This window comes from Streptomyces sp. NPDC006711 (assembly GCF_042869775.1).
Taxonomy (GTDB): domain Bacteria; phylum Actinomycetota; class Actinomycetes; order Streptomycetales; family Streptomycetaceae; genus Streptomyces.
In genome coordinates, this window is the sequence record NZ_JBIAGO010000011.1 from 115,492 (window position 1) to 140,184 (window position 24,693).

At 71.1% G+C, this 24,693-nt stretch carries 16 protein-coding genes; 8 read left to right on the forward strand and 8 right to left on the reverse strand.

Features of this window, described 5'->3' with window-relative positions:
• Positions 1-587: 587 nt before the first annotated feature.
• The gene (locus tag ACFYM2_RS22290) at positions 588-1,238 is read right to left on the reverse strand and encodes a DsbA family protein (protein WP_388455002.1); all 651 of its coding nucleotides are present in this window, start codon (positions 1,236-1,238) and stop codon (positions 588-590) included.
• Between the two features lie 218 nt (positions 1,239-1,456).
• Between ACFYM2_RS22290 and pepN (ACFYM2_RS22295) the strand changes: the two genes are divergently transcribed.
• Positions 1,457-4,039: an aminopeptidase N gene (gene pepN / locus ACFYM2_RS22295; RefSeq protein WP_388838490.1), complete on the forward strand. Its 2,583-nt coding sequence runs from the start codon at positions 1,457-1,459 to the stop codon at positions 4,037-4,039.
• Between the two features lie 146 nt (positions 4,040-4,185).
• Positions 4,186-5,229 (forward strand): hypothetical protein, encoded by a 1,044-nt coding sequence (locus tag ACFYM2_RS22300; RefSeq protein ID WP_388838493.1) that lies wholly within the window; start codon positions 4,186-4,188, stop codon positions 5,227-5,229.
• Positions 5,230-5,292: 63 nt separating this feature from the next.
• Here ACFYM2_RS22300 and ACFYM2_RS22305 read toward each other — a convergent pair whose 3' ends face one another.
• Complete coding sequence (locus ACFYM2_RS22305; protein WP_359000267.1) at positions 5,293-5,763, reverse strand: NUDIX hydrolase; 471 nt, start codon at positions 5,761-5,763, stop codon at positions 5,293-5,295.
• A gap of 219 nt (positions 5,764-5,982) precedes the next feature.
• Here ACFYM2_RS22305 and ACFYM2_RS22310 point away from each other — a divergent pair, with 219 nt between their 5' ends.
• Positions 5,983-9,312, forward strand: a complete 3,330-nt coding sequence (locus ACFYM2_RS22310; RefSeq protein ID WP_388838496.1) for a S8 family serine peptidase — start codon at positions 5,983-5,985, stop codon at positions 9,310-9,312.
• Between the two features lie 96 nt (positions 9,313-9,408).
• Here ACFYM2_RS22310 and ACFYM2_RS22315 read toward each other — a convergent pair whose 3' ends face one another.
• Entirely contained in the window at positions 9,409-10,887 is a 1,479-nt protein-coding gene (locus ACFYM2_RS22315; RefSeq protein ID WP_388838499.1) for a M28 family metallopeptidase, read from the reverse strand.
• A 253-nt stretch (positions 10,888-11,140) separates the two neighbouring features.
• Between ACFYM2_RS22315 and ACFYM2_RS22320 the strand changes: the two genes are divergently transcribed.
• Complete coding sequence (locus tag ACFYM2_RS22320) at positions 11,141-12,157, forward strand: aspartate-semialdehyde dehydrogenase (RefSeq protein ID WP_388455012.1); 1,017 nt, start codon at positions 11,141-11,143, stop codon at positions 12,155-12,157.
• A 507-nt stretch (positions 12,158-12,664) separates the two neighbouring features.
• On the forward strand, positions 12,665-15,238 hold the full coding sequence (pepN, locus tag ACFYM2_RS22325; protein WP_388838502.1) for an aminopeptidase N: 2,574 nt from the start codon (positions 12,665-12,667) through the stop codon (positions 15,236-15,238).
• 460 nt (positions 15,239-15,698) lie between these two features.
• Here pepN (ACFYM2_RS22325) and ACFYM2_RS22330 read toward each other — a convergent pair whose 3' ends face one another.
• Positions 15,699-16,928, reverse strand: coding sequence for a helix-turn-helix domain-containing protein (locus ACFYM2_RS22330; protein WP_388455016.1), 1,230 nt, complete (start codon positions 16,926-16,928; stop codon positions 15,699-15,701).
• Positions 16,929-17,157: 229 nt separating this feature from the next.
• Between ACFYM2_RS22330 and ACFYM2_RS22335 the strand changes: the two genes are divergently transcribed.
• Together ACFYM2_RS22335 and ACFYM2_RS22340 are read left to right on the forward strand one after the other, a co-directional pair.
• Positions 17,158-18,279: an adenosylhomocysteinase gene (locus ACFYM2_RS22335; protein ID WP_388455018.1), complete on the forward strand. Its 1,122-nt coding sequence runs from the start codon at positions 17,158-17,160 to the stop codon at positions 18,277-18,279.
• A gap of 4 nt (positions 18,280-18,283) precedes the next feature.
• A complete protein-coding gene (locus tag ACFYM2_RS22340) occupies positions 18,284-18,826 on the forward strand; it encodes an NUDIX hydrolase (protein ID WP_388455020.1) in 543 nt (180 codons plus the stop codon).
• 152 nt (positions 18,827-18,978) lie between these two features.
• On the opposite strand, the gene alc is transcribed toward ACFYM2_RS22340, so the two are convergent.
• Entirely contained in the window at positions 18,979-20,136 is a 1,158-nt protein-coding gene (gene alc, locus ACFYM2_RS22345; RefSeq protein ID WP_388838505.1) for an allantoicase, read from the reverse strand.
• Positions 20,137-20,662: 526 nt separating this feature from the next.
• Between alc and ACFYM2_RS22350 the strand changes: the two genes are divergently transcribed.
• Positions 20,663-21,577, forward strand: coding sequence for an aldo/keto reductase (locus ACFYM2_RS22350; RefSeq protein ID WP_358994842.1), 915 nt, complete (start codon positions 20,663-20,665; stop codon positions 21,575-21,577).
• A 54-nt stretch (positions 21,578-21,631) separates the two neighbouring features.
• Here ACFYM2_RS22350 and ACFYM2_RS22355 read toward each other — a convergent pair whose 3' ends face one another.
• The 3 genes from ACFYM2_RS22355 to ACFYM2_RS22365 all read right to left on the reverse strand — a co-directional run bounded on the left by ACFYM2_RS22355 (position 21,632) and on the right by ACFYM2_RS22365 (position 24,601).
• Positions 21,632-22,543, reverse strand: coding sequence for a LysR substrate-binding domain-containing protein (locus ACFYM2_RS22355; RefSeq protein WP_388455025.1), 912 nt, complete (start codon positions 22,541-22,543; stop codon positions 21,632-21,634).
• Between the two features lie 34 nt (positions 22,544-22,577).
• Positions 22,578-23,537 carry a DMT family transporter gene (locus ACFYM2_RS22360; protein WP_358994848.1) on the reverse strand — a complete coding sequence of 320 codons (960 nt, stop codon included), beginning with the start codon at positions 23,535-23,537 and terminating at the stop codon, positions 22,578-22,580.
• Positions 23,538-23,635: 98 nt separating this feature from the next.
• Entirely contained in the window at positions 23,636-24,601 is a 966-nt protein-coding gene (locus tag ACFYM2_RS22365) for an EamA family transporter (RefSeq protein ID WP_388455028.1), read from the reverse strand.
• Between the last annotated feature and the right edge of the window lie 92 nt (positions 24,602-24,693).

The following is a 24,693-nucleotide window of genomic DNA, read 5'->3' on the forward strand; positions in this document are numbered from 1 at the left end:
GGTGCGGGCCCACACCGGCAACTTCAGCCTGTCCGGCGTTTGAGGACGAGCGCCTTCAGCGCGAACGGGGTCTGGGGCGGAGCCCCAGGGACCCCGGCTGCCGGCCGTGGTCGCTTCTCGCGCAGTTCCCCACGCCCCTGGCGGGGCTGGTGCTGGCCCACCCGGCATACCTCAGCCCGTCCGGCGATTGAGGACGAGCGCCCTTAAGGCGCGAACGGGGTCTGGGGCGGAGCCCCAGGGACCCTGGCTGCGGACCGTGGTCGCTCCTCCCGCAGTTCCCCGCGCCCCTGGCGGGGTTGATGGCGGCCCGCATGGGAACCTCCGCCCCTGGCAGAGGCCGCGCTGGCCCACACCGGCATACCCAGCCCGTCCGGCGTTTGAGGACGAGCGCGTTCAGCGCGAACGGGGTCTGGGGCGGAGCCCCAGGGGCCCTGGCTGCGGACCGTGCGTGGCTGGTCGCGCAGTTCCCCGCGCCCCTGGCGGGACTCGTGCTGGCCCGCCAGGCACGCCTCAGCCCGTCCGGCGATTGAGGACGAGCGCCCTTAAGGCGCGAACGGGGTCTGGGGCGGAGCCCCAGGGGGTCCGGGTTAGAGGTTGGTGAAGTCGGGGCCCGTCGTGCGGGTGCGCTTCAGCTCGTAGAAACCCGGCGTCCCCGCAACCAGCACCGTCCCGTCCCACAACCGCGCCGCCGCCTCCCCCGTGGGCGCGGGCGTGACCACCGGCCCGAAGAAGGCGACCTGCTTCCCATCCGCGCCGGGCACCGCGATGACCGGGGTGCCGACGTCCTGGCCCACCAGCTCGATGCCCCTCCGGTGGGACGCGCGCAGCTCGGCGTCGTAGGTGTCCTGGTCGCCGTGGTCGATCAGACCGGCCGGCAGACCCACGTCCTTGAGCGCCGCGGCGACGGACTCACGCGTGACGCCAAGCCCCTCGTTGTGGATGCGCGTGCCGAGCGCGGTGTACAGCCCCCCGACCACCTCGTCGCCGTGCAGCTCGCGGGCCGCGGTGACGACCCGGACCGGCCCCCAGGCCTTGCCGCCCGGCCGCATGCTCTCGGCGTACTCGGCGGGCAGGTCGTCCAGGCGGTCCTCGTTGAGGACCGCGAGGCTCATCACGTGCCAGCGCACCTGGACGTCGCGCACCTTCTCGACCTCCACCATCCAGCGCGAGGTCATCCAGGCCCAGGGGCACAGCGGGTCGAACCAGAAGTCGACGGGGGTCTTGGCGGACTCGGACATGTCTCTCCTCGGGCAGCGGTGCTCACCATCGGGCGACGGCAAAAAGCAAGCGTCTGCCCAGCAGAACACCGGAACTGGCCGAAAGCATTCCACCGCTGTCCGTAAAGCCCGGCCCGGCCCGGCCCAGCCCGGCCCAGCCCGGTCCTCCCCGCGCTCGGCCGCCGGCTGCCGGGCATGGGAGGATCGAAGCCGTTCGAACGAGACACGAAGGAGTGCCCGTGCCCGGTGAGAATCTGTCCCGCGACGAGGCCCGCGCGCGGGCCGAACTGCTGTCCGTCGAGGGCTACGACGTCTTCCTCGACCTGCGGTCCGCGGTCGGTGACGCCCCGGACGGGCCCCGCACGTTCCGGTCCCTGACGACGATCCGCTTCCGCGCGGCCCGCCCCGGCGCCTCGGCCTTCGCCGACCTCATCGCCCCGTCGGTGACCTCGGTGACGCTCAACGGCCGCGAGCTCGACCCGGCCAAGGTCTTCGACGGCAGCCGGATCGCCCTGGAGGACCTGGCCGCCGACAACGTCCTCGTGGTCGACGCCCAGTGCGCCTACAGCAGGACCGGCGAGGGCATGCACCGCTTCGTGGACCCGGAGGACGGCGAGGTCTACCTCTACACGCAGTACGAACCGGCCGACGCGCGCCGGGTGTTCGCCACCTTCGAGCAGCCCGACCTGAAGGCGCCCTTCGTCTTCGAGGCGCTGGCCCCCGAGGGCTGGACGGTGTGGTCCAACGGCGCGGGCGGCCAGGAGAGCGACGGCGTGTGGCGCTTCGCGCCGACCGAGCCCATCTCGACGTACATCACCTGCGTCGTCGCCGGCCCCTACCACTACGTCACCGACTCCTACACGCGGACCCTCGACGACGGCCGCACCCTGGACATCCCGCTGGGCGCGATGTGCCGCAAGGGTCTGGCCAGGCACTTCGATGCCGACGACATCTTCCTGATCACCAAGCAGGGCCTGGACTTCTTCCACGACCACTTCGACTTCCCCTACCCGTTCGGGAAGTACGACCAGGCGTTCGTGCCGGAGTACAACCTGGGCGCGATGGAGAACCCGGGCCTTGTGACCTTCCGCGAGGAGTACATCTACCGGGGCAAGGTGACCCAGGCCGCCTATGAGCGCCGGGCCAACGTCATCCTGCACGAGATGGCGCACATGTGGTTCGGCGACCTGGTCACCATGGTGTGGTGGGACGACCTGTGGCTCAAGGAGTCCTTCGCCGACTTCATGGGTTCCTTCTCGCTCGCCGAGGCCACCCGCTTCACCAACAGCTGGGTGACCTTCGCCAACAACCGCAAGGCGTGGGCCTACCGCGCCGACCAGCTGCCCTCCACGCACCCGATCACGGCCGACATCCGTGACCTGGAGGACGCCAAGCTCAACTTCGACGGCATCACGTACGCCAAGGGCGCCTCGGTCCTCAAGCAGCTCGTCGCCTACGTCGGCCGGGAGGACTTCCTGGAGGGCGCGCGGCGCTACTTCAAGCGTCACGCCTACGGCAACACCCGCCTCGGTGACCTGCTGTCGGTCCTCGAAGAGGTCTCCGGGCGTGACATGTCGGCCTGGTCGCGCTCCTGGTTGCAGACGGCGGGCGTCAACTCCCTTACCCCGGTGGTCACTTACGACGCGAACGGACGCGTCACCGAACTCGCCGTCATCCAGGAGGCCGCGCCGTCGCACCCCGAACTGCGCCCGCACCGGGTCGCGGTGGGCCTGTACCGCAGTGAGGGGGGCGCGCTCGTGCGGTACGCCCGCGCCGAGGTCGACGTCGAGGGCCCGCGCACCGTGGTGAGCGAGCTCGTCGGCGCCGAGCGGCCCGATCTGATCCTGGTCAACGACGACGACCTGACCTACTGCAAGATCCGTTTCGACGAGGGCTCGCTCGGCACGCTGCGCGCCCACCTCGGTGACATGACCGACCCGCTGGCCCGCGCCCTGTGCTGGTCGGCCCTGTGGAGCCTGACGCGGGACGCGCTCATGCCGGCCCGCGACTTCGTGGCGCTCGTCCTCGCGCACGCGGGACGCGAGTCGGACATCGGCGTACTCCAGATGCTGCACGCCTGGGCCCAGTCGGCGCTCACGCACTACGCGACGCCCCAGTGGCGCGCCGAGGGCGGTCCGCTGCTGTCGGCGGGCGCCCTGCACGAGCTGCGCCTGGCCGAGCCGGGCAGCGAGCACCAGCTGACCTGGGCCCGCTTCTTCGCGGCGACGGCCGTCTCCGGCTCCGACTTCCAGCTCCTTGCGGGGCTGCTCGCGGGCACCGCGAAGATCGACGGCCTGGACGTGGACCAGGAGCTGCGCTGGGCGCTGCTGGAACCGCTGGCCGCGCACGGCGTCGTCGACGAGGCCGCCATCGACGCGGAGCTGGCCCGCGACGACACCGCCTCCGGCAAGCGCCACCACGTGCGCTGTCTGGCCGCGCGCCCCTCGGCGGCGGTCAAGGCGCAGGCCTGGGCGCAGGTCGTGGAGTCGGACACGCTCTCCAACGCGCTGGTGGAGGCGACCATTTCGGGCTTCGACCAGCCCTCGCAGCGCGAGCTGACCGCTCCCTACGCCCCGAAGTACTTCGAGGTGATCGAGCGGATCTGGGCCGAGCGTTCGATCCAGATCGGCATGGACGTCGTCAGGGGACTCTTCCCCGGGCTCCAGGGCGACGAGGCGACGCTGCGGGCGACCGACGCGTGGCTCGCCGCGCACGAGGACGCCGCCCCGGCCCTGCGCCGCCTGGTCATCGAGGCCCGCGACGACCTGGCGCGCACCCTGCGCGGCCAGGCGTGCGACGCGGCGGCGGCGAGCGCCGCCTGACCTCGGTGGCACCCGTTCGGGGGGTCCGGCGCCGGGCCCCCTGATCGGCACTCGAACGCCCGTACTTTAGGACGGGGTTGTCCGGATTTGCCGACGGGTGTGTAACAGCGGTTAGCGGGCGGCCGGGGTGCGGAAAACCCCCCGGCATGAACCAAGACACCCCGCTCTCCCCCCGCCCCCTGAGCCACCTCATCGACGTCCAGCGCCGCGTGCTGTCCGCCGACCAGCTGCGCGCGCACGGGATTTCGGCCGCGCGCGCCGCAGCCCAGTGCCGGCCGGGCGGCCCCTGGCAGCAGCTGCTGCCGGGCGTGTACGTGCTGCACTCGGGGCCCGCCACCAGCGAGGAGCGCCTGCACGCCGCGCTGCTGTACGCGGACCGGCCGGCCGCCGGGCGCGCCGCGTCCGTCCCCGCGCAGGGCCACGCCCCCGACGAGCCGCCGGCCGCTGTCGTCACGGGCCTGGCGGCGCTCGCCCTGCACCGCTTCTCCTGCGCTCCCCCGCTGCTCGCGCTCGACCGGATCGACGTCCTGGTCGCGCGCACCCGCAGGCTGCGCTCCACGGGGTGGGTGCGGCTCGTGCGGGCGCACGCGATGCCCGGCGCCGAGATGATCGCGGGGATCGCGGTGGCCCCGGTGCCGAGGGCGCTCGCCGACGCGGTCGCGGTCCTGGACGACGCCGAGACCGTACGCCGTCTGCTCACCGAGGCGGTGCGCCAGGGGCACACCGAACCGGCCGCGATCGTGGGGGAGTTGACGCGGGCGCGGCTGTTGTCGCGGGCGCATGTGGTGGACACGGTGGACGCGCTGCTCGCCGAGGGGCGCTCCATCGCGGAGGACCGGCTGTATGCCCTGGTGCGCGAGTTCGGCCTGCCGGCCCCGCTGTGGAATGTGGACCTGCGGCTGCCGGGCGGTCCGCTCCTGGGCGGTCTTGACGCGTACTGGCCCGAGCAGGGGGTGGCGCTGGAGCTGGACACCCGGGCGCCCCGGCAGGGCCAGGAGGAGCAGGCGGCGGTGTGGTCGCGGTGCAGCCGCAAGCGGGAGGCGCTGGAACGGCTCGGGATCACCGTCGTGCACCTCACGCCGAAGAAGCTGCGCGACTGCCCCGACCAGCAGGCCACCGTGGTGCGGACCGCGCTGATGGCGGCCGCCGAACGGGAGCCCGCCGCCTATGTCGTGGTGCTGCCACGTTGATCCCGCTCCCGGGCGGCGGCCCGGTGTCCGTGCGGCGCGCCGCCCGCGACCGCAGGTGAGGCGTCAGCCCCCGGCGGGCTCCGCCTTGCCGGTCGGCGGCCGGGTGCGCCACAACTGGAGCCCCACGTCGACGAGTTCGACCCGTTCGAGGCCGGACACCTCGTCGAGGCGGTGCCAGGCGGCCAGGTCGGTGGAGCCGTTGGTCTCGTGGCGCAGCTCGCCGCCCGTCACCCGGCCCTCGTAGACGACGCGCAGGCCCTGGAAATCGGCGAACCGGCCGAGCTTGCGCGGATAGCGCCGGTTGATGGAGTCGATGCCGAGCAGCCGGACGGGTTCGACCACATAGCCCGTCTCCTCGTCGAGTTCGCGCACCACGGTGTCGAGGGGGTCCTCGCCGTGGTCCATGCCGCCGCCCGGCAGCGTCCAGCGTCTGGTGCCGTCCCCGGCCACCCAGCGGGCGAGCAGGATCTCCTGGACACCCTCGGTTTCCCGTACGCATACGGCGTAGGCCGCCACCCGCAACTCCGTGTTCATTGGGTGAGGTTACGGGGCGGCGCACGCGGGCGCCGCCCCTTGGCGCGAGGGGCCCGCCGGGCTCCGGTGGCGGGCCCCGCACCCTGGCGGGAATGTGCCATGTTCACATCACACAACGGTCAACTCTCCACAAACAACAGTCATATACGCAATGCTCAGCGGTCATCCGGCACCGAATTACGAACGTGCACGAGCCGGACCCTTAATCACTTCACAGGGATGCTGATGACCACTGAATCCCCGCGCTCCATATCCGGGGCCAGACGCGCGGCCCGAATAGCGGCGGCCGGCCTGGTGGCCGCGCTCGTCACGGCGGGCGCCGCCCCGGCGTTCGCCACCACCGGCGGGGACGGCCCGTCGGCCGCGCCGCCGGTGAAGACCGCTCCGGCCAAGACCCCCGAGGACAAGCTGGGCAGGGCCGACGAGCAGCGTCTGGCCGACGCGCAGGCCAAGGGCGAGAAGAGCGTCACCGTGATGGTGGCCACCGCCCCGGGCGCCACGTCCGACGTCACCAAGCAGATGCACGCGGTCGCGGGGGCGACCGTGGGCAAGCAGGACGACAAGCTCGGCTACGTCCGCGCGACGCTCCCGATGGCGCAGGCCGAAGCCGCCCTGAAGGCGGCCGCGAAGCTGCCCTCGGTGCACGGCATCGACCTCAAGCAGGACATCCAGCTGGACGACCCGACCCCCTCGGGCGACACCACGCGCTCCGCCAAGCAGCTGCGGACCTCCAGCAGCTACCCGGCGCCGGGCAAGGACACCCCCGCGAAGAACCCGTACAACCCGAACTTCGAGACGGGCGCGGTCGACTTCGTCAAGCAGCACCCCCAGGCCGACGGCCGCGGGGTCACCATCGGCATCCTGGACTCCGGCGTCGACCTCGGCCACCCGGCGCTCCAGAAGACCACCACCGGCGAGCGCAAGATCGTCGACTGGGTCACGTCGACGGACCCCGTGCAGGACAACGACGGCACCTGGCTGCGCGCCAACACGGCCGTCAGCGGGCCCACGTTCACCGCGGCCGGCAAGACGTGGCGGGCCCCGGCGGGCTCCTACGACTTCTCCACCTTCGCCGAGAAGGTCACCGCCGGCGGCGACGCCAAGGGCGACCTGAACCGGGACGGCGACACCACCGACAGCTGGGGCGTGCTCTACGACCCGGTCGCCGGCACGGTCCGGGTGGACCTGAACAACAACAACGACTTCTCGGACGACACCCCGATGAAGCCGTACAAGGACGGCTACCAGGTCGGCTACTTCGGCACCGACAACCCGGCCACCGATGTCTCCGAGCGGATCCCGTTCACCGTGGAGATCCGCAAGAACGTCGCCTACGACGCGGCCGGGCACACCTCGGACTACGTCAACATCGGCGTCATCGAGTCCGAGCACGGCACCCACGTCGCGGGCATCACCGCCGCCAACGGCCTGTTCGGCGGCAAGATGAGCGGGGCCGCGCCCGGCGCCAAGCTCGTCTCCTCGCGCGCCTGCAACTGGGACGGCGGCTGCACCAACATCGCGCTGACCGAGGGCATGATCGACCTCGTCACCAACCGCCACGTCGACATCGTGAACATGTCGATCGGCGGCCTGCCGGCGCTCAACGACGGCAACAACGCGCGCTCGGAGCTCTACAAGCGCCTCATCGACACCTACGGCGTCCAGCTGGTCATCTCGGCCGGCAACGACGGTCCCGGCGTCAACACCATCGGCGACCCGGGCCTCGCCGACCACGTCATCTCGGTCGGCGCCGGCATCTCCAAGGACACCTGGGCCGCCAACTACGGCTCCGGCGTCTCCACGGAGTACCAGATGATGCCCTTCTCCTCGCGCGGCCCGCGTGAGGACGGCGGCTTCACGCCGACCCTGACCGCGCCCGGCGCGGCCATCAACTCCACCGAGACCTGGCTGCCCGGCAGCCCGGTCAAGGAGGCGGGTTACGACCTGCCGGCCGGCTACTCGATGCTCCAGGGCACCTCGATGGCCTCCCCGCAGGCCGCCGGCGCCTCCGCGCTGCTGATCTCGGCCGCCAAGCAGCGGGGCATCGACCTGCCGCCGGCCGACCTGCGCACCGCGCTGACGTCAACGGCCAAGCACATCAAGGGCGTTCAGCCCTACGCCGAGGGCGCGGGCCTGATCAACGTGGTGGGCGCCTGGGACGCGGTCGAGCAGACCGCGAAGAAGCACGCCCCGGCCCACGAGTACACGGTGACGGCGCCGGTCTCCAGCGCCCTGAGCGCCGCGCTCAAGACCCCGAACGTCGGCACCGGCATCTACGACCGCGAGAGCGGACTAAAGACGGGCCAGAAGAAGACGTACGACGTCACGATCACCCGCACCACGGGCCCGGACTCGAACGTCAAGCACAAGCTGTCGCTGAAGAACGACGACGGCACGTTCACGGTGCTCGGCGCCAAGGAGGTGAGCCTGCCGCTCGGCAAGCCCGTCACCGTCAAGGTGCAGGCGCAGCCGAAGTCGGTGGGCGTGCACAGCGCGATCCTCCAGGTCGACGACGCCAAGACGGTCGGCGTCGACCAGCAGATCATGGCCACGGTCGTCGTCGCGACGCCGCTCGCGGGCCCGGGCTACACCTTCTCGGCCTCCTCGACGGTGCAGCGCGACTCCACCAAGTCGTACTTCGTCAACGTCCCGGCGGGCGCGAAGAACCTGGAGGTCCGCATGAGCGCCCTGCGCTCGGGCAGCCAGACCCGGTTCATCTCCCTGCACCCCTACGGCGTCGCCCTGGACACGACGTCCACGCCGAACTGCTACCCCAACTACGACAACCCGGCCAACACCTGCCGCCCCGACCTGCGGTCCTACGCCAATCCGCAGGCCGGCGTCTGGGAGATCGAGGTCGAGGCGCGCCGTACGTCGCCGTACCTGGACAACTCCTTCAAGCTGGACGTCTCGGCGCTCGGCGTCACCTTCGACCCGGCCACCCAGACGGTGCCCGAGGCGAAGACCGGCACCCCCGCCCCCGTGCAGTGGAAGGTCACCAACGGCTTCGCCGCGCTGGAGGGCAAGCTGAAGGGCGGCTCGCTGGGCTCCGCCAAGGTCGCGACCCCCACCATCAAGACCGGTGAGACGCAGACCAGCACGGTCACCATCGGCGCGGGCGTCGAGCACCTGGACGTCTCCATCGGCTCCACCTCGGACACCGGCGCCGACCTCGACCTGTACGTCCTCGACCAGAACGGCAAGGCGGTCGCCCAGTCGACGACGAGCAGCGCCAACGAGTCGGTCAGCCTGGTCAAGCCGGCGGCGGGCACGTACACGATCCAGGTGGCCGGCTACGCGGTCCCGTCCGGGTCGACGACGTACGCCTACAAGGACGTGTACTTCGCGCCCTCGCTCGGCACCGTCAAGGTCGACGAGAGCAAGAGCGTCACGCTCGCGAGCGGCGCGTCGGCGCAGGTGAGCGCCGATGTCGTGGCGGCGGGCGCGGCTCCCGAGGGACGTCAGTTCTTCGGCACCGTGCAGCTGGTGAACGAGCGCGGCACCGCGGCCGGCACCGGCAGCGTGCTCATCGGGAAGGTCACCAAGTAGCGGGACGCGCGGGCCGGCGGTAGGGCCCCGCGCGGGAACGACGGCGGGGCGGGCGCTCTTCACGAGCACCCGCCCCGCTTTTTCGCGCGCCCCGGCTCAGTGGCGGAGCGAGCTCAGGTCGTAGGCGTAGGTGCCCACCGCGTGCGCGATGACGTCGATGTTGAGGTCGAAGTACTTCCTGTCGATGTTGTCCAGGGTGTCGCCGGCCGCGTGGTAGTGCGGGTCGAAGGCCTCGCCCGCGCGGCCGCCCCACTTGGCGGCCTGCTCGGGCGTCTTGATCTCCTCGGCGCCCGTGTAGGTGCCGCCGGCGGGGATGCCGACCTCGATGAAGGGGCCGTAGTCGGAGCGGCCGTCGAAGTCATAGCCCTCGTGCGGTACGTGGCGCTGGTCGAGGTAGCCGTTGATCAGGTTCTCGATGCCGGCCGAGCCGGCCGGTCCGGGGCCCGCGCCCTTCTTGTCGGAGTCGTCGCCGTCGTAGACGAGCTGGGCGGCGTTGGGCGAGCCGATCATGTCGAAGTTCAGATACAGCTTGATCTGCTGCTTCTGCCGCTCGGTGAGGCTCTTCACATAGTGGTCCGAGCCGAGCAGGCCGAGCTCTTCGCCCGACCACCAGGCGAACCGCACCTTGTGCGGGAGGCTCTTGGGGTGCTTCCTGGTCTGCTTGGTCTCATCGGCCAGCTTGAGCGCCACTTCGAGCAGGCCGGCCGAGCCGGAACCGTTGTCGTTGATGCCGGGGCCCGCGGGCACCGAGTCGAGGTGGCTGCCGAGCGCGACGACCTCGTCGGGGCTGCCCGTGCGGGTCTCGGCGATCACATTGCGGGTCTTCTTGGCGATGGACCGGGTGGCCACGTCGAGGGTGACCTTCACCGGGCCCTTGGCCACCCGCGCGGCGAGCGCTTCGCCGTCGGCCAGGGAGATCCCGGCGGCCGGAATGTGCGCGTTGTCCGGCGCCTCGACCGTGCCGCGTACCGGCGCGGTCCCTGAGTGGTCGTAGAGGATGAGGCCGGCCGCGCCGGCCCGGGCCGCGACGGCCTCCTTCTCCTTGAAGGTGCAGCTGCCGCGCTTGACCAGGGCGATCTTGCCGGTGAAGGCGCCGGAGGCGTAGTCGTCGAGCGAGCAGCCCGGGGTGTCGTCCACCCGCGCCGCCTTCACCTCGGCGGTCAGTCCGCCCTCGGGGGTCGACTTGCTGAACTGGAATGCGGAGACGGGCAGTTGACGGCCGCCGGCCCCGTTCGCGCCGTCCACGGTCAGCTTCTCGCGCAGCGTCTTCGACTCGTAGATGTTGAAGTCCTGGTACGAGACGTCGTACCCGGCCCGCTGGAGCTGCCCGTACACATAGGCGGCCGAGGCGTCGTAGCCGGGGGTGCCCGCGGCGCGGTTGCCGCCGTTGGCGTCGGCGATCTCCTGGAACTTCACGAGGTGGCGGTAGGCGCTCTCTCCCGAGGCGTCCTCGACCAGCGTCCTGGCGAGGTGGCGGCCGGGGGCGGGGTGGGCGGTGGCCGGGGTCGCGAGGGCCACCAGGACGGGGGCGGCGGCCAGAGCCGCTATGACCCGGTTGCGGTGGGATACGGGCACGGGAAATCCTCCGGTATGCGGTGCGGTGTCGCCGATGATCGACCGGCTTGCCAGGACCGTAACCAGCGAAAACCGTCTCATGGGGCATTTCGGGGCGGATGCAACACGGATGCCATGGACTTGTCACAAGTGGGCAGGTGTCCCACACCCCGGACAATGGATTGGACAAGTCCGCCGGGCGCCGACGCATCATGGATGCGCCGGAGTCGTTCGAAGACCACGTGAGCTGCACGTGAGCACCAAAGGAGTCACCGTGAGGGTCGGAATCGTCGGAGCCACCGGGCAGGTCGGCTCAGTCATGCGCAAGATCCTCGTCGAGCGGGCGTTCCCGGTCGACGAGCTGCGCCTGTTCGCCTCCGCGCGCTCCGCCGGTACGGTCCTGGACGGTGTGACGGTCGAGGACGCGTCCACGGCCGACTACTCGGGCCTGGACATCGTGCTGTTCTCGGCGGGCGGCGCGACCTCGCGCGCCCTGGCCGAGAAGGTCGCCTCGCAGGGCGCCGTGGTGATCGACAACTCCTCCGCGTGGCGTGGCCACCCCGAGGTGCCGCTCGTGGTCTCCGAGGTCAACCCGCACGCCGTCGCGAACCGCCCCAAGGGCATCATCGCCAACCCGAACTGCACCACGATGGCCGCGATGCCGGTGCTGCGTCCGCTGCACGACGAGGCGGGCCTCACCGCCATGGTCGCCACCACCTACCAGGCCGTCTCCGGCTCGGGCCTGGCGGGCGTGGCCGAGCTGCACGAGCAGGCCTGCAAGGTCGCCGAGGCCGCCGACCAGCTGACCTTCGACGGGGACGCCGTCGAGTTCCCCGAGCCCGGCGTCTACAAGCGGCCCATCGCCTTCAACGTGCTGCCGTTCGCGGGCAACCTGGTGGACGACGGCTCCTTCGAGACCGACGAGGAGCAGAAGCTCCGCAACGAGTCCCGCAAGATCCTGGAGATCCCGGACCTCAAGGTGTCCGGCACGTGTGTGCGCGTGCCGGTCTTCTCCGGGCACTCGCTCCAGGTCAACGCCCGTTTCGCGCGGCCGATCAGCGTGGAGCGCGCGTATGAGGTGCTGGGCTCGGCGCCCGGGGTCGAGCTCTCCGAGATTCCGACGCCGCTTCAGGCGGCGGGCAAGGACGCGTCGTATGTGGGCCGCGTCCGGGTCGACGAGACCGTGGAGAACGGTCTCGCGCTGTTCATGTCCAACGACAACCTCCGTAAGGGGGCGGCACTCAACGCCGTCCAGATCGCGGAACTGGTCGCCACCGAACTAACGTCCTGACCCCGCCGGCTCCCTGCCACCCTGGACACCCCCAGCGCCGACGGGGCGCGGCCGCCCGCGCAGTTCCCCGCGCCCCTAACACCCTGGGCACCCCCAGCGCCGGTCCGCCTGCGGGTCGGCGGGGGTTGCCCGCGCAGTTCCCCGCGCCCCTAAAAGCCGTGGCTGCCCAGCACCGCAAGGGGACGCGCCCCCAAGGGGCGCGAGGAACGGCGCGAGCAACCACAAACAGCCCGCACTGAAGAACGCACCTCTTAAGGGGCGCGGGGAACTGCGCGAACGCCCCCCACCGGCCCGCACGGGAGAACGCACCTCTTAAGGGGCGCGGGGAACTGCGCGAACGCCCCCACCGGCCCGCATGGGAGAACGCACCCCCCAAGGGGCACCCGGCGGCTCGTCGCCGGAAAACGCAACCCCGAAAACGGCCATCGCGCCGCCCACACCCCCCGTGCAAGGATGGCCGGAACGTCACGATCTGATGGAACTGAAGCATCTGAAGGAGATGACCGGGTGCCTGGCACGAATCTGACCCGTGAAGAGGCGCAGCGACGGGCAGCCCTGCTCACCGTCGACTCGTACACGATCGAGCTCGACCTGAGCGGCGCACAGGAGGGCGGAACGTACAGCTCCGTCACAACCGTGCGCTTCGAGTGCGCCGAGGCCGGGGCGGAGACCTTCATCGACCTCGTCGCACCGACCGTGCGCGAGGTCGTCCTGAACGGCACCGCCCTGGACGCGGCCGCCGCCTTCGCCGACTCGCGGATCACCCTGACCGGGCTCGCCGCGGGCGCGAACGAACTGAGGGTGGTCGCGGACTGCGCGTACACCAACACCGGCGAGGGCCTGCACCGCTTCGTGGACCCGGTGGACCAACAGGCCTACCTGTACACGCAGTTCGAGGTCCCCGACGCGCGCCGCGTCTTCGCCTCCTTCGAGCAGCCGGACCTGAAGGCGAGCTTCCAGTTCACCGTGAAGGCGCCGAGCGGCTGGACGGTGATCTCCAACTCGCCGACCCCGGAGCCGAAGGACGACGTCTGGGTCTTCGAGCCCACGCCGCGCATCTCCTCCTACATCACCGCCCTGATCGCCGGCCCGTACCACTCGGTGCACAGCAGCTACGAGAAGGACGGCCAGAGCGTCCCGCTGGGCATCTACTGCCGCCCCTCGCTCGCCGAATTCCTCGACGCGGACGAGATCTTCGCGGTGACCCGCCAGGGCTTCGACTGGTTCCAGGAGAAGTTCGACTACGCCTACCCGTTCGCCAAGTACGACCAGCTCTTCGTGCCGGAGTTCAACGCGGGCGCGATGGAGAACGCGGGCGCGGTCACCATCCGCGACCAGTACGTCTTCCGCTCGAAGGTGACCGACGCCGCCTACGAGGTCCGCGCCGAGACCATCCTGCACGAGCTCGCCCACATGTGGTTCGGCGACCTGGTGACGATGGAGTGGTGGAACGACCTGTGGCTGAACGAGTCGTTCGCCACGTACACCTCGATCGCCTGCCAGGCCCACGCGCCGGGTTCGCGCTGGCCGCACTCGTGGACGACGTTCGCCAACACGATGAAGACCTGGGCCTACCGCCAGGACCAGCTGCCCTCCACGCACCCGATCATGGCGGACATCAGCGACCTGGACGACGTCCTGGTCAACTTCGACGGCATCACGTACGCCAAGGGCGCCTCGGTGCTCAAGCAGCTCGTCGCCTACGTCGGCATGGACGAGTTCTTCCAGGGCGTGCAGGCCTACTTCAAGGCGCACGCGTTCGGCAACACCCGCCTCTCGGACCTGCTCGGCGCGCTGGAGAAGACGAGCGGGCGTGACCTGAAGACGTGGTCCAAGGCGTGGCTGGAAACGGCCGGCATCAATGTGCTGCGGCCCGAGATCACGGTCGACGAGTCGGGCGTCATCACCTCCTTCGCCGTCCGCCAGGAGGCCCCCGCGCTGCCCGCCGGCGCCAAGGGCGAGCCCACGCTGCGGCCGCACCGCATCGCGATCGGCTTCTACGCTCTGGACGAGGCCGGCAAGCTGGTGCGCACCGACCGCGCCGAGCTGGACATCGACGGCGAACTGACCGCCGTGGACGCCCTGGTGGGCAAGGCCCGCCCGGCGGTCGTGCTGCTCAACGACGACGACCTCTCCTACGCGAAGGTCCGCCTGGACGAGGAGTCCCTGCGCGTCGTCACCGAGCACCTGGGCGACTTCGCCGAGTCCCTGCCGCGCGCGCTGTGCTGGGCGTCTGCCTGGGACATGACCCGCGACGGCGAGCTGCCCACGCGTGACTACCTGGCGCTCGTCCTGTCGGGCGTGACCAAGGAGTCGGACATCGGTGTGGTGCAGTCCCTGCACCGCCAGGTGAAGCTGGCCCTCGACCTGTACGCGGCGCCCGAGTGGCGCGACGCGGGTCTGACCCAGTGGACCGAGGCCACGCTCGCGCACCTGCGCACCGCGGAGCCGGGCAGCGACCACCAGTTGGCGTGGGCCCGCGCGTTCGCCGCCACGGCGCGCACCCCGCAGCAGATCGACCTGCTCCAGGACCTGCTGACGGGCGCCCAGGTCATCGAGGGCCTGGTCGTGGACACCGAGCTGCGCTGGGCGTTCGTGGAGCGGCTGGCCGCGACCGGCGTCTTCGACGAGCCGGACATCGCCGCGGAGCTGGAGCGCGACCGGACGGCGGCGGGCGAGCGGCACGCGGCGACCGCCCGGGCCGCGCGGCCGACGCCGGAGGCGAAGGCCGAGGCGTGGGCGTCGGTGGTGGAGGGCGACGCGCTCCCGAACGCGGTCCAGGAGGCGGTCATCGGCGGCTTCGTCCAGACCGACCAGCGCGAACTGCTCGCGCCGTACGCGCCGAAGTTCTTCGACGCGGTCAAGGACGTCTGGGAGACCCGCTCGCACGAGATCGCCCAGCAGATCGCGGTGGGCCTGTACCCGTCGCTGCTGGTCTCTCAGGAGACCCTGGACGCGACGGACGCGTGGCTGGCCAAGGCCGAGCCCAACGCGGCCCTGCGCCGCCTGATCTCGGAATCCCGAGCAGGCGTGGAACGCGCCCTGCGGGCCCGCGCGGCGGACGCGGCGTCCGCCGCGTAACGCCCGAGAGGGGCGCCCCCATGCAGGGCGCCCCTCAACCCCCGGCGCGTCGCACGGAATTGGCCACCGCCGGATTCGGCACCCCGCCTGCCCCATGCGGCGCTTGAGCAGCGGCGCCCGCAGCGATCCCGTACCCACGCGTCACACCGCCCCCGCGCCCCTACGCGACGGAGCCCCGCCCACCACCCCCAGTGGTGCCGAGGGACCGCCTCCCCCGCTCCAGGAAAGCCGGGGCCGCCTGGTCCCGAACTCCCCGAGAAACCGGGCGCCCACCACCCGCCTCCAGGAAAGCCTGGAGCCGCCCCGCCCCCAACACCCGAGGGGCCCGGAACCCGTCAGCCCCTCCGGCGCTTGAGGAGCGGGCTCCAGATGGAGCCCCAGTGGCCCGCGTGCCTCTGTCGCCGCCCTCCCGCCCCGCCCGCCCGTACGCCGGAGTCTTCCGCCGCAGGCTGGGCTGGATTCATCCGGCTGGATCTATAGCGGGTCGCATTCCCTCGTACGCGTCTCTCAGCTCTCGAGCATCGGAAATGCCTCGATCTTCCACGGCTCGCACAACCTCGAGCGCGCGCCAACGATTGGACGGGACGACTCGCCCCGAAAGGATAGCCTTTTGTGCGGCGTTGCAGGCTTCGTCCACCCGGCCCGATACGATGAGCGACAGGGCGAGGTCAATATTTGCCGATGCCACACGGCGCGGCCACTTCGAGATATCACCTGATGGCGAGAGTCGCGAAACCACTTCCCGCGCATATCTCTCAGCCGCCGGATCACCGACCCATGCGAGAGTCGTAGCGGTATACGAGATGCACTTTCCCGGATCGTACTGATAGTGGTGCTCGGGGCGGTCCGGGAACCGCATGGAGGAAACGAGGCTCTGCACTCTCCCTATCGCGCCGTAGGTTTCTTTCGAAGCCCCAAGCCTTGCATGCGCTCGCCCCTCTTGCGCTGTCGCCTGGATTTCGACAGAGCTTCCCTTCGGAGCCAGCGCCTGAGCGGCTTTGCTCAGTTCCACGGCCTTCGAGTAACGGCCTTCCGTGAGCACACGCCAAGCATCAGTTTCGAAGCACCAAGCCTGGATTTCCGAGTGCCCGGCATGCCCAGCAAGCGCCATCGCCGTTCGCAGCCTGGCCGTCGCCGCATCCTCTTGATCGAGGTCGATATGCAGCGTTGCACCCAGAAGAGAAAACCATCCTCCAAGCACGAGCAACTGTCGGTGTTCAGCGAGCGTCTTCTTGGCGTCCAGGAGTCGCGTGATGTATCCAGAATATTTCCGGATGCGTCCCAGCAGATCCTGTGGATGCGCGGTCGGGTACGCCGTGGCGAGATCGTTGAATACGCCCTCGAGGCGGGAAAGCGTTTCGTTTCCCACGTCACTGGCTTCAACTCTGCGAGCGAGTTCGAGAGCTTCAATTTCATCATCGTATCCTGAGCCGCTCGGATCACTCTGTTGCGCACGGCCGGATTGAAGAGGCGCACCTTCTGCCGACACCGAGATCATAGATTCCAGTTGCGCTGCGGAAATTCTTAGCTCTCGACAAAGTCCGGGTCGGTGGAGTGCCTGTGGCTCTGTCTCCCCAGTTTCCCAGCGACCCACTGTGGAACGGTCAACGCCCACGGCATCAGCTAGGGATTCTTGACTGAAGCCCAACGCCCTGCGTCGCTTTACGAAGCTCTCGCGCCTGGTCGCCATCCCGCCTCCCCACTCTCCGAATCGCCGTTCTACCAGCTCAGAGGGTCTGCCGCCCCCAGTATGCGGCAGGAATGCGGCGGAGATGCGGCACCGGTGCGCTGGTCCACCTCCGGGCGGCGCTCTGTACTGGGCATCCGCACAGGCACAACCGGCGATCGGACGGACACACGATGGCGGCGGTCGTCGCGGCCGGACGGGACCGCAACCACGACAGACAGAAGGGGTGTCCATGGAAACCTCCGAGCGCGCGCGACTCGATACGTTCTTCGGAAAGATCGCCGAGATGTTCGTACCGCCCGAGCGTCCGTCCTCGCTGCTGATCACTCACCTCCTGCCCGGGCGCCCCGCGTTCGTACGTGCCGTGAGCAAGGTGACTCAACTCCGCGCCGTGCTGCCCAAGCCCAAATCCATTTACGCCAGTGTTCGCCGAGAAATCGAGAAGTCGGTGGCGTGCGACGAGCTGTCCCGCGACATGCTCAACGCGCCCGACACCGCGGCGAGTTACCTGGAGACGAGGGCGGCCGGCGAGAAAGTGGTGCTGCTCGACGTAGGCGGGTACTTCGCTCCCGCGCTTGACGCGCTGTGTGAACGGTTCTCGGGGACCATCCTCGGCGTGGTCGAGGACACCGAGAACGGCCACAAGCGCTATGCCGAGCGGGACAAGCTCCCCTGCCCGATTGTCTCGGTGGCCCGGAGCCCGCTCAAGGACCCGGAGGACTTCTTGGTCGGTCAGTCGGTCGTGTTCTCCGCAGAAGCGCTGTTACGGCAGCGCGGGGACATCCTGCACGGGCGGCCCGCCCTGGTCATCGGGTTCGGCAAGCTCGGCAGCTCGATCGCCCGCCTGCTGCATGTCAAAGGCGTGCGCGTCGTCGTCCACGACATCGACCCCGTACGGCGCGCACAGGCCATGTCACAAGGGTTCGAGGTGGCACGAGACAGGGATCAGGCCCTGGCCACGGCTGGACTCGTCCTGTGCGCGACCGGGGCGCTCTCGCTCCGTGGCGAGGACTTCCCGCAACTCAAAAACGGCGCCTACGTGGCCACCGTCACCAGCTCCGAGGACGAGTTGGAGTTGAACGGACTGCCCTCGGGCTACACGCGCGACAGTGCCGGCGAACACGTGAGCTGCTACAGCACGCGAGGGCACTACTTCTATCTGCTGAACGGGGGCGAGGCCGTCAACTTCATCCACGGCGCGAGCGTTGGACCGTTCATCTTCCTCGTTCAGTCCGAAATCCTCGCGGGTGCCGCCATGCTGGCTCGCGGGGGGTTGGACACCACCATGCACGAGGTGCCGACCACCGACCGGGAAGCCATCGCGGCTACCTGGCTCCACTACTACAACAGGTGACCCCATGCCCATCACCGCAGACCACATCCGTACGACCCTCGGCGAGTACACCGACGCGCACCCCGAGCACAAGCGCGCCCTTGCCCCGCTCGGTGAGTTGCTGGACCAGGGCGCCGACGTGACCAGCCGGAAGGAGTTCCGTGGGCACGTCACGGCGGGGGCGGTGCTCGTCAACGACAAGGGCGAGGCGCTGTTCATCCATCACAACGCGCTCGATCAGTGGCTGACCCCGGGCGGGCACCTTGAGCCCGAGGACGTGAACCTCTTGGGTGCGGCTCTCCGCGAGTTGGTCGAGGAGACGGGGATCACGCTCAGCATCGCGCCCGTGCAGGCGGCCCCCGTACACATCGACGTGCATCCCATTCCCGCGAACGACAGCAAGGGCGAGGCCGCCCACTGGCACGCGGACTTCCGCTACCTCTTCCGCACGACCGGCGCCCAGACCGTCAAGCTCCAGGAGGAAGAGGTCAGCGGGTACGCGTGGCGCAGCTTGGACACCATCGCTGACGGTACGTTGCGCGTGCGGGTGGCCGCAGCGCTGCGTTAGCCGTACGCCTGCGTCGGATTTTCGGTCGGGCAGGCCGGAACACCCACTCCGGACCTTCGGGAGGAAGCGGGGTGGGGAATTGAGAACCGCCCGGCGGACGGGCGTCGTTGCGCAACCGTTCCGCCGGGCGGAGGTGGGAGGGGGTGGCGGGGTCAGCCCGTCAACTCCGTGTGGCGGCGGCGTAGTTCGGCCACGCCCTCGGCCGTGAGGGTGCCGTGCAGACGCATCCGCGCCACTCCACCGTCGGGGAACGCGTCGAGGCGGACATGGGTCGCCACCGCCAGGGACGGGAGGCGGAACCGGTGCAGCGTGTCGGGCTGGAGGCGCGTACGCGGGATGATCTCGAACCACTCGCCCGTCTCGCCGTCGCGCCCGCTCAGCGCGATCCACCCCGCCGAGTTGCCCTTCAGGTACGCCGTGTCGATCTCGACCGCCCTGATCGCCCCCCGTGCGACCAGTCGGAAGCGCACCCAGTCGTTGGTGTCGCGGACGCGGCGGCGCCGATTCTCCCAGCCGTCGTCCATCTTGCGCGAGGTGCCGGGCAGGATGATCTGCGTGGGCGAGGAGTAGAACTTGTCGCTCGCGTCCTCGTAGGAGCCGCCGTTGACGGCCGCCACGAGGTCGATGGTGCCCAGCGTGTCCAGCCACTCCGGGTCCGGCACGACCTCGCCGTGCACGCGCAGGCGCGCCACGCCGCCGTCGGGGTGCTGGCAGAGCCGTACGTGGGTGTAGCGGCGGCCCGTCGTGATCTCGAAGCCGTTCTCGGCGTGGCCGCGCACCGGGGTGGGCGGGACCAGCTCGTCCCACTTCACGTCGTCGGCGAGGAGTTGGCCGGGGCTGGGCGAGCCCTCGACCGCGGTGGCCTGGAGGGATATCCGCTGCGGGTAGTTGCCGCGGAAGTGCGCCGTGTCGACGACGACGCCCTTGATCACGCCGGGCGCGCCGAGGCGTACGAGCGCCCAGTCGTGGTCCTCCGGCGCGGGGAAGACGTGGTCGGCGTCCACCCCGCGCCTGCGGCGGGTCTCCCAGCCGTCCATGATCTTGCCCTTGTGCCCGAAGTGCTCCGGGTCGAAGACGGGGCGCTCGCGTACGAGCAGGTTCTCGCGCTCGGCGAAGAACTCGTCGTTGGCGGCGATGACCCCCGCGCCGAGCCTGCGGTCCGCGAGGTCGACGAGCTCGGTGAAGGCGAAGTGGCCCGAGCGGTAGTCGGCGTACGGGTCGCCGCCGCCGTAGGGCGCGGCGTCGTTGGCGTGCGGGTCGGCTGAGGATGCGGGGGCGAGGTTCCCGGGGTGCTCGGTGGCGGAGGTCATGGCTCAGACTTTCGTCGCCTTCCGGGTCCCACGTCCATCGAAAGTTTTGGGACATACCTTTCAGTTCTGGTGAACGGTTGAGCGCGTCGCTGTCGGATCGTCTCGGCAGGAGTCGGATCGTCCGGGCAGGAACCGCGCACCCGGATCGTCCGGGCAGGAACCGCGCACGGGTCGCGTGGTCGGGGGGCCGCGCACCCGGGCCGCAAGGCCGGGGGGCCACGCGCCCAGATCGCCAAGGCGAGGGCCGCTCACCCGGGTCGCCTGGCGGGACGCGCACCCGGAACGACTGGCCGGGGGCGCCCACCCGAGACGTCTGGCCGGGGCGCGCACCCGGATCGACTGGCCAGGGCGCGCACCCAGGACGTCTGGCCGGTGGCGCGCACCCGGATCGACTGGCCGGGGGCGCCCACCCGAGACGTCTGGCCGGGCCGCGCACCCGGATCGACTGGCTGGGGCGCGCACCCGGGCCCCTGGCCACTTCTGGCCACCTCGCGGCGGTCGCCCTTCCCGCTGGCATGCTCCCCGCATGACTTCACCCACCATCACCGCGGCCGCCGCGGGCACCTGGAAGCTCGGCGATCTCGACGTCAACCGCATCGGCTTCGGCACCATGCGGCTGCCGCAGCGGGGCGCGGCCCTGCGCCCCGACGCCGTTCCCCGGGACCGTGAGCAGGCAATCGCCGTCCTGCGCAGGGCAGTTGAGCTCGGGGTCAACCACCTCGACACCGCCGCCTTCTACTTCTCCCCGCTGCGCTCCGCCAACGAGCTGATCAACCGGGCGCTCGCCCCCTACGCCGACGACCTCGTCATCGCCACCAAGGTCGGGCCGGCCCGGCTCCCCTCGGGCGAGTGGGGCGAGCACGCCAGCACGCCGGGGGCGCTGCGCGCGCAGGTCGAGGAGAATTTGCGCCAGCTCGGCCGCGACCACCTGGACGTGGTCAACCTGCGGGTGGCCGGGCCGGATTCGGTCGCCGAGCGGTTCGGCGCGCTCGCCGAGCTGCGCGAAGCGGGGCTCATCCGCCACTTGGGCCTGTCCAATGCGCGCCCGGCCCACCTCGACGAGGCCCAGGCCATCGCGCCCGTCGTGTGCGTACAGAATCCGTACGGCGTCGGCGCGTCCGCCGAGCAGGAGGCCATGCTGCGGCTGTGCGGCGAGCGGGGCATCGCGTTCGTGCCGTTCTACGCGATCGCGGGGGCGGGGCGCGAGGCGGGCGCGGACGCGGGCGCGGACGGCGCGCAGGACGAGGAGGTGCTGGCGATCGCGCGTGAGCACGGGGTGAGCGCGGCGCGCGTACGGCTCGCATGGACACTGCACCGAGGGCCGCACGTCCTGGCCATCCCCGGCACCGGCGACCTGGACCACCTCGCCGACAACGTGGCGGCGGGCGCACTGCGCCTGACCACCGGCGAACTGACCCGCCTGGAGGCGCGGCGCCCCTGACGCGCGTGGGGGTCCCGGCCGGTCGCGTGCGCGGCGGCAGGCGCGCGGTGGGGCTCAGCTCCCGGGGCGTACGTCGGCCGCCTCGCGCAGGGCCGCCAGGACCCGGGCCACCGCCGGGCCCTCCTGCGCGCCGCGCCGTACCGCCGCCACGACATGGCGCCGGGGCTGGTCCGCGCTGAGCACCCGCATGACGACACCCGCGCGGCGTTCGGCCGCCGCCATGCGCGGTACGAGCGCCACGCCCATCCCGGCCTCCACCATGGCCAGGATCGCGGTCCACCCGGCCGCGCTGTGCGCCTGCTCGGGCACGAACCCGGCCGCCTCGCAGGCCGCCGTGGTGATCTGCGACCAGGGGCCGCTGCCGCCGAAGATCCATGCCTCGTGCGCCAGGTCGGCCAGGCGCAGACCCGGCTCGGCGGCGAGCGGGTGCCCGGCGGGGAGCGCCACGTCGAGGGGGTCGGCGAGCAGGGGCAGCAGCGCGAACTTGGGGTCGCGGGCGCTGGGGGCGTGCGCGGCGAGCGACAGGGCGAGGTCGACCGCCCCCGCCGACAGCAGCTCGAACGCCTCGGCCGCCTCCGCCTCCCGTACGCGTACCTCAAGGGCGGGGTGGCTGCGGCGCAGCTGCCGTACGGCGGGGACGACGAGCGCGGGCACGGCGGTGGAGAACGCCCCGACCCGTACCTCGCCCGCCTCGCCCTGCAAGTAGCCCGCCAACTCGGCGTCCGCGCGCTCCAGTTGGGCGAAGACGGCCTCGGCGTGCCGCAGGACGAGATGGGCGGCGTCGGTGAGACGCACCCGGCGGCCGTGCGCTTCGAGCAGGGGTACGCCGAGCTGCTTGGCGAGGTTGGACAGCTGCTGCGAGACCGCCGAGGGCGTCATGCGCAGCACCTCGGCGGTCGCGGTCACGGTGCCCTGCTCGCGCAGGGTCCGCAGGATGTGGAGTTTCCTGATATCCCACTCGCTCATGCCACGCACCCTAGCGGCGGCTGTGGGGCCCGGCTCACCTGCGGCTTCCCAGGACGACGCCGCCGAGGACGAGCGCCATGCACCCCGCTTGCGCGGGTCCCGTCGCCTCGCCGAGCAGGGGGTAGGAGAGCAGCGCCACGCAGACCGGCTGGAGGTAGTAGACGACGCCGGCGCGGGCGGCGCCGATCAGGGAGAGCGCCTTGTTCCACGCGAAGAAGGCGACGGCGGAGGAGAGCACGCCCACATAGAGGAGCGGCCCGACGGTGGCGGGTGTCGCGCTGAACCCGCCCTGGACCGCGAGGCTGACCCCGTAGGCGGGCGCCAGCATGAGCGCGCCCAGCACGAACGTGGTGAACAGGAAGGTGAGCGAGCCCAGTTCGGCCGGCCGGCGGCGCAGCAGCACGCTGTACGAGGTGAAGCTGACGGCGGCCGCGACCATCCACAGGTCCCCCGGCGCGAGGTCGAGGCCGAGCGAGCCCTTGCTGACCAGGAGGAGTACGCCCACGACGGCGATGAGCAGTCCGAGGGTGCGCCGGACGCCGAGGCGTCCCCCGGTGAGGCGTTCGTGGACGGCCATCAGGACCGGCGACGCGGCCATGATCAAGCCCATGTTCCCGGCCGACGTGGAGGTGCCGGCCTGGTTGACGAGGGTGTTGTACACGGTGATGCCGAGCAGGGAGGCGACGGTCAGGAACCCCAAGTGCCGCCGGATCAGGGCCCGTTGACGCCAGGCCCCACCCACGGCGAACGGCGCCACCGCCGCGATGGCGATCAGCCAGCGCCAGAAGGCGGCCTGCACGGGTGGCACGGAGTCGTGCAGGGCGCGGCTCGCGACGAAGCTCCCGGACCAGACGACCGTCGCGACGCCCGCGAGGACGAGCCCGAGCCCGGCGGAACCGCCCGTCCTCCCGGCGCCCCTCCCGTCGCCCCTCCCCTCGCCCCTTCCGGTCTCGGTGGCGCGCGGTGTGTTGCGGACGTGGTCCAGGACGGTCACGGTGACTCCGTTTCGGGTGTGCGGGGGGGCGGGGTGGGGACGGGGCGAGAGCTGGGGGCGGCGCTCCGTCGCCGGCCCGACCTCGTGTCGGTCGGCCCCTACCGTCGCACCGGCTGACCGATCACGTCCATCGAAAGTTTCCGTGCGGTCTCTTCAGTAGAAGTGAAAGGTCGGATCGGGGTGGCCGGCTTCCGCGTCCGGGCGGCTCCCCGGGGCGCGGCCTGGCCGGCCAGGGTGGCGCCGAGGGCGATCACCATGCCGAGCACCTGCACCGGGGCGAGGGCCTGGCCGAGCGCCGCCCAGCCGATGACGGCGGCGCTGAGCGGGGAGAGCGGGCCGAGGAGGGTGACGGAGGTCGCGCTCATGCGGCCGATGCCACGGAACCAGAGCCAGTACGCGACGGCCGTGTTCACCAGGGCGAGGTAGACGTACCCCGCGATCTCGCGCCCGTCCAGCGCGGGCGGCGCGCCCTCCACGAGGAAGGCGACCGGTGCGATGAGGAGGCCGCCCGCGGTGAGCTGCCAGCCGGTCAGGACGAGTGGCCCCGCGCCCTCGGGCCGCCCCCACCGCTTGGTGAACACGGTCCCGGCGGACATCGAGGCGGACGAACCCAGCGCGGCGATCACCCCCACCGCATCGAAGGAGCCGGTCGCCTTGAGGACCACCAGGCTCACGCCGAGGGCGGCGGCGATGCCGGTGAGCAGGGTGCGCGAGGTGGGCTTCTCCCCCAGGAACAGGGCGGCGAGCCCGGCCACCCAGAGCGGTCCGACGGACCCGATCACGGCGGCCATGCCGCCGGGGAGGCGGTAGGCGGAGAGGAAGAGCAGCGGGAAGAACGCCCCGATGTTGAGCGCGCCGAGCACCGCCGCCTTCCACCACCAGGCGCCGCGTGGCAGCCGTCTGGTGAGCGCCACCAGCGCGAGTCCGGCGGGCAGGGCGCGCATCATGCCGGTGAACAACGGCCGGTCGGCGGGGAGGAACTGCGTGGTGACGAAGTAGGTGGAGCCCCAGGAGAGGGGAGCGAGGGCGGTGAGGGCGGTGGTGGTGAGGCGGGCGCGGTTCATGGGGGTTCCCTTCGGGAGCGGCGGGGCGCGGGGGCGCGGGGGTTGCGGCCGGGGTGACGGGGTGCGCGCGGCAGCGGGCTGGGGGGGGCTCT

Excerpts from the sequence above, each read along its gene's own strand:
- ACFYM2_RS22310 (WP_388838496.1), top strand. The coding sequence starts at position 5,983 with ATGCTGATGACCACTGAATCCCCGCGCTCCATATCCGGGGCCAGACGC.
- ACFYM2_RS22305 (WP_359000267.1), bottom strand. The coding sequence starts at position 5,763 with ATGAACACGGAGTTGCGGGTGGCGGCCTACGCCGTATGCGTACGGGAA.
- ACFYM2_RS22355 (WP_388455025.1), bottom strand. The coding sequence starts at position 22,543 with ATGAGCGAGTGGGATATCAGGAAACTCCACATCCTGCGGACCCTGCGC.
- ACFYM2_RS22340 (WP_388455020.1), top strand. The coding sequence starts at position 18,284 with ATGCCCATCACCGCAGACCACATCCGTACGACCCTCGGCGAGTACACC.
- ACFYM2_RS22330 (WP_388455016.1), bottom strand. The coding sequence starts at position 16,928 with ATGGCGACCAGGCGCGAGAGCTTCGTAAAGCGACGCAGGGCGTTGGGC.
- ACFYM2_RS22300 (WP_388838493.1), top strand. The coding sequence starts at position 4,186 with ATGAACCAAGACACCCCGCTCTCCCCCCGCCCCCTGAGCCACCTCATC.
- ACFYM2_RS22290 (WP_388455002.1), bottom strand. The coding sequence starts at position 1,238 with ATGTCCGAGTCCGCCAAGACCCCCGTCGACTTCTGGTTCGACCCGCTG.
- ACFYM2_RS22335 (WP_388455018.1), top strand. The coding sequence starts at position 17,158 with ATGGAAACCTCCGAGCGCGCGCGACTCGATACGTTCTTCGGAAAGATC.
- ACFYM2_RS22350 (WP_358994842.1), top strand. The coding sequence starts at position 20,663 with ATGACTTCACCCACCATCACCGCGGCCGCCGCGGGCACCTGGAAGCTC.
- ACFYM2_RS22365 (WP_388455028.1), bottom strand. The coding sequence starts at position 24,601 with ATGAACCGCGCCCGCCTCACCACCACCGCCCTCACCGCCCTCGCTCCC.
- alc (WP_388838505.1), bottom strand. The coding sequence starts at position 20,136 with ATGACCTCCGCCACCGAGCACCCCGGGAACCTCGCCCCCGCATCCTCA.